Genomic DNA, 3,349 nt, shown 5'->3' with positions numbered 1-3,349 from the left:
ACATGCATCTATTTTAAAATATTAATAACGATTTTAAACTTACACACCACGTTAGTTGAAGAACAAAGTTCAGAAAATGTATTTTGTTCTTCATTATCAAAAGGAAGGAAATGTTAATCCATTGTATTTTTCAATTTTCTCTTTTTATGTTCCATACTCCATTCGTGCATTGAATCTAAAATCGGCTTCAATGTCATTCCATACTCAGTTATAGAATTTTGTCCATTAATCTTGGTAATACAGACTCTGAGCTAGCAGTTGTAAACGCTAAGAATATTTCATCTTTCAATATTCTTATTATGGTAAATACACTTGTACCAGCCACTTTTGCAATAATACCTAATATAACAAATACAAAGAAGAACATCGTACAATAGATAACCAAAACTAATTTTCCTAATGGAATTAAAGAATGAACGCCAAACTTTGCTACATTGACACCAATTAAGGCAAATACTCCAAAAGGAGCAAATTTCATAACTAAGTTTGTCACCCAGAACATTGTTTCCAAAACACCCTCAAAGAATTTTAAGACCGGTTTACCCTTTTCCCCAATAGCAGCAACACCTAATCCGAATAAAACAGAGAAAAAGACGATTGCTAGGAGGTCTCCTTCAGCTAATGATTGAAACACGTTAGTTGGGATAATATGAACAAATTTATCTGCTATACCTGTACTTTCACCCGTCTTTGCAGTTTGAACTAAAGTTGAAATATTACTTTTTTCGAGGTGACCTACGCTAACTCCACTTCCTGGATGGAACAAATTTGAAGCCAATAAACCTAAAGCAAGAGCAATGGTGGTTACAATTTCAAAATAAATAATAGTTTTCCCGCCTAATTTCCCAATCTTTTTTATATCACCAACTCCCGCAATAGAAACCACAAGGGCACCTATAACGATAGGAGCAACGATCATTTTAATTAAATGAATAAAGATATCGCCAATTGGTTGGAGAATGACCATTGCAGTTTGGTTACCATAAAAATAGCACCAATAATAATGCCTAAAGCAAGTCCGATAAAGATTTGTGTAGCCAAACCAAATTTTTTCATAAACTGAAACCCCTTTCAAAATAATCAAAAATAAAAATAAAAATAATATTTTTCAATAGTAATTTTAAATATTGGGTGTACCTCCTCGTTAAGATTTGAAAATTGTTTAATCAAGTAAGAAACGATAGTTTCAATATTTTTAATATTTAACCATCTCTTGTAATTGATTATAAATTACTATTTCAAAGTTAAGTTATAAAACAAAGCTATTCGGTTATAGAAGAAATCAATTGGATAAATTTGTATTTAAGACAAAAAAAAAACAAAAAGCCGATTGACACATCATTCGGGTTTTTGTTTTTCAAACATTTTATTTTTTAAAAAATCCATAAAAACAGATTTAGGTTTCCCTTTTAAATAAATGAAGTCTATACTAATATTCGTTTTTACCGGAGGAGTCATTTCTACTCGAAATAACTCTTTATTTTCTAGTTCTTTTTTTACACAATGCTCAGGTAAAAAGCTAATGCCTAGACCTTGCAATACTAAATTTTTAGCCGTTTCCATATGATCAACTTCTACATATATATTCGGATTTACACCATTACTTAGAAAGAGACGATGAATGATAAGCCAATCGATCGATCCATAATCAAAAAAGATAAGAGGCTGTTTTGCTACATCCCCTACTGTTACTCTTTCTTCTTTTAAAAAAGAATGATTGGAAGGGACAAAAAGGCTAATAGGATCATTGTAAAGACGAATTGATTCTACTTGAGGGTGAGTTTCTGTTCGTATAATACCAAAGTCCACCTCTTTGTTAACGACTTTGTGTAAAATGTCTTTAGAATGTCCCGTTATAATTTTTATTCTAACGTCCTTAAACTTTGATTTAAAAGCAGGCAAAATATCAGGGAGAACATTGTTGGAAATTGATAAAGCACTCCCAAGAACTAGCTCATAAGGTACAGTTACTTGTTGTAATCCGTACTTTGCTTCCTGATAAGATTGAAGAATTTTTTGTGCATGAGGGAAAAAATATTCTCCCTTTTCAGTTAAAGATATTTTATTTCCATTTCGATGAAAAAGCTTTAAGTTAATTTCACGTTCAAGTGATTGAATACGAGCTGTTACAGAAGGTTGAGTTAAATAAAGAGCCTCTGCTGCTTTATTGAAACTACCTAGTTGACAAACATAGATGAAGGCTTCAATATTTTCAATATTCATTTCTTAATGCTCCTTATTTTAGTTACATTTGCGTTTACCTACTATAATACATCTTTTTTCATATTTTAATTTACACCAATTGTATTTGCTGATGCTGTGCCAACAGCTATTTTAATTACGGTTTTGGCTAAGATTTCTGTTGGGTCAATGATATTAATATCTTGGGATGATTTAAGTACAAGAGGAATCTCTGTACAACCTGCTATTATAGCTTCTGCTCCTCTACTTATTAATTTATTAGCTACTGTTGAAAGGAATAAACGTCCTTTCTCCAAATCACTCCCTTTTATAGCATATATTCCTTCCATCACTTCTTTCTGCATTTGTAAATCAGGTTCAATGACATTAATATCATAGTCTTGACAACTATGTTGATACAGTTTTGTATTTATTGTTCCATCAGTAGCTAACAAACCTACTCTTCTAAGATTATTTTCATGTAAAAATCGAGCTGTTTCTAATGGCATATGTAAAACTGGGATATTTACGGAATTTTTTATTGATTTAAAGTAATAGTGAGCAGTATTGCATGCAATAACAAGAAAATCCGCACCGGCATTTTCTAATCTTTGTGCTGATTGAATAATAAATGGGGCAGGATCTGTACCCTTTCCCAAAATAGCTGTTGTTCGATCAGGTATTTGTGAATAATTGTCCACGATAATATGGATATGATCCTGGTCCTTCTTTGCAGGTGTATAAAAAATAATTTTATTCATTAAATCGACAGTTGCTAATGGTCCCATTCCACCAATAATTCCAACTACTTTTTGCATTTTCTTCACCACTTTATAATTAAATTTTTAACCTATAATTTTTTTGGATTGCTTTCCTTTATTATAATTTTTATATTAAGTGATGAATTATAGAAAGAATCTATACACTAATAGAAACTATATATCGACAACCTTGATAATGATAAAGCTCACACCAAGCTATCTACCAATTCTCCATTGAAAAACATTTCCCTGAAACCTCGAAGCACTCATTTCAGACCCACTAAGGTTATCCACGGTTGTGTAGCCATCCTTCATGAAGGTCAGACTAATTGTTCCCTTCCGCAAAGTTATTACAGTAGACAAAAAAGCCAATTTTACCTAAGTAAGATTGGCTTTTTTCATAAACC

The 3,349-nt window shown here is 31.6% G+C and carries 2 protein-coding genes and 1 pseudogene; all 3 read right to left on the bottom strand.

From position 1 onward, the window contains the following. Positions 1-214: 214 nt before the first annotated feature. Positions 215-1,056, bottom strand: a pseudogene (locus ACSU6B_RS28920) (cation:dicarboxylate symporter family transporter); the annotation flags it as partial. 282 nt (positions 1,057-1,338) lie between these two features. After that, on the bottom strand, positions 1,339-2,223 hold the full coding sequence (locus ACSU6B_RS28915) for a LysR family transcriptional regulator (protein WP_410889914.1): 885 nt from the start codon (positions 2,221-2,223) through the stop codon (positions 1,339-1,341). A 65-nt stretch (positions 2,224-2,288) separates the two neighbouring features. Next, entirely contained in the window at positions 2,289-2,999 is a 711-nt protein-coding gene (locus tag ACSU6B_RS28910; RefSeq protein ID WP_410889912.1) for an aspartate/glutamate racemase family protein, read from the bottom strand. Positions 3,000-3,349 lie beyond the last annotated feature (350 nt).

Origin of the sequence: Neobacillus sp. C211 (assembly GCF_051842875.1) — a bacterium.
Taxonomy (GTDB): Bacteria; Bacillota; Bacilli; order Bacillales; family Cytobacillaceae; genus Neobacillus.
The sequence above is the reverse complement of the archived record's forward strand: the minus strand, read 5'-3'. Positions and strand labels throughout refer to the sequence as shown.

Excerpts from the sequence above, each read along its gene's own strand:
- ACSU6B_RS28915 (WP_410889914.1), bottom strand. The coding sequence starts at position 2,223 with ATGAATATTGAAAATATTGAAGCCTTCATCTATGTTTGTCAACTAGGT.
- ACSU6B_RS28910 (WP_410889912.1), bottom strand. The coding sequence starts at position 2,999 with ATGCAAAAAGTAGTTGGAATTATTGGTGGAATGGGACCATTAGCAACT.